Origin of the sequence: Candidatus Pelagibacter communis, from assembly GCF_001179925.1 — a bacterium.
Taxonomy (GTDB): Bacteria; Pseudomonadota; Alphaproteobacteria; order Pelagibacterales; family Pelagibacteraceae; genus Pelagibacter; species Pelagibacter ubique_E.
Genome location: NZ_CVSF01000052.1, coordinates 1 through 943, shown reverse-complemented (window position 1 = coordinate 943; position 943 = coordinate 1). Strand labels below are relative to the sequence as shown.

At 24.6% G+C, this 943-nt stretch carries 1 protein-coding gene; it reads left to right on the top strand.

Annotated elements, in window-relative coordinates:
- A partial coding sequence (locus AMN70_RS03295) for a DNA primase (protein ID WP_143323412.1) occupies positions 1 to 943 on the top strand: 943 nt, incomplete at both ends.

Sequence of the window (943 nt, the reverse complement as noted above, 5' to 3'; positions counted from 1 at the left end):
TTTAGCAAGAAAATATCTAAAAAATAGATCTATAACTAAAGAAGAAGTTAAAAAATTTAAAATTGGATACATAGAAAAAAATCCAAATTTCTTTAAAAAATTGAAAGAAAATTATAGTGAAAAAGCCTTAATTGAAACTGGTTTGTTTTACTTGGATGAAAAAAAGAAAATATATATTGAAAGATTTAGGGGTAGATTAATTTTTCCAATTAATAATATTTCAGGTCAACCAATAGCATTGGGTGGGAGAATAATTGAAAATTTAGACTATTTAGCCAAGTATATAAATTCACCTGAAACAAATTTTTTCAAAAAAGGATCCAATTTATACAATTTAGATATGGCTCGAAAACTATCTAATAAAATAAATCACATCTATTTAGTTGAGGGTTATATGGATGTAGTTGGTTTAAGTAAGAGCGGAGTAGATAATGCAGTTGCTAATCTTGGAACTTCTTTGACAGATAAACAAATTTTAACCCTTAATCAATTTTTTGATGATATAATTATCTGTTTTGATGGTGATGAAAGTGGTTATAAAGCTGCTTTAAGAGCAGCAGAGAATTCTATTAAAGAATTAAAACCAGAAAAACAAATTTCATTTTTATTTTTACCAGACAATGAAGATCCAGACAGCTATGTAAATAAAAATGGTAAAGCTAATTTCATTGAATTTACCAAACAAAGCAAGTTATCTATTCATCAATTTATTTTTAGTCATTATAAAAAACAAACAGAAAACAATCCTTCTTCATTGGCAATTTTTGAAAAAAAATTGAGGAGCATTGCAAATACAATAAAAGATGATTTTATAAAAAAATATGTATTAGAATATTTCTTAGAAAAAATAGCAGAATTAACTCCTCATTCTAATCAAAAAAATAAAAAGTTTTTTGTTAAAAGAACTAAATCACTAGATACAACTAAGAAGCATTTTAATGAT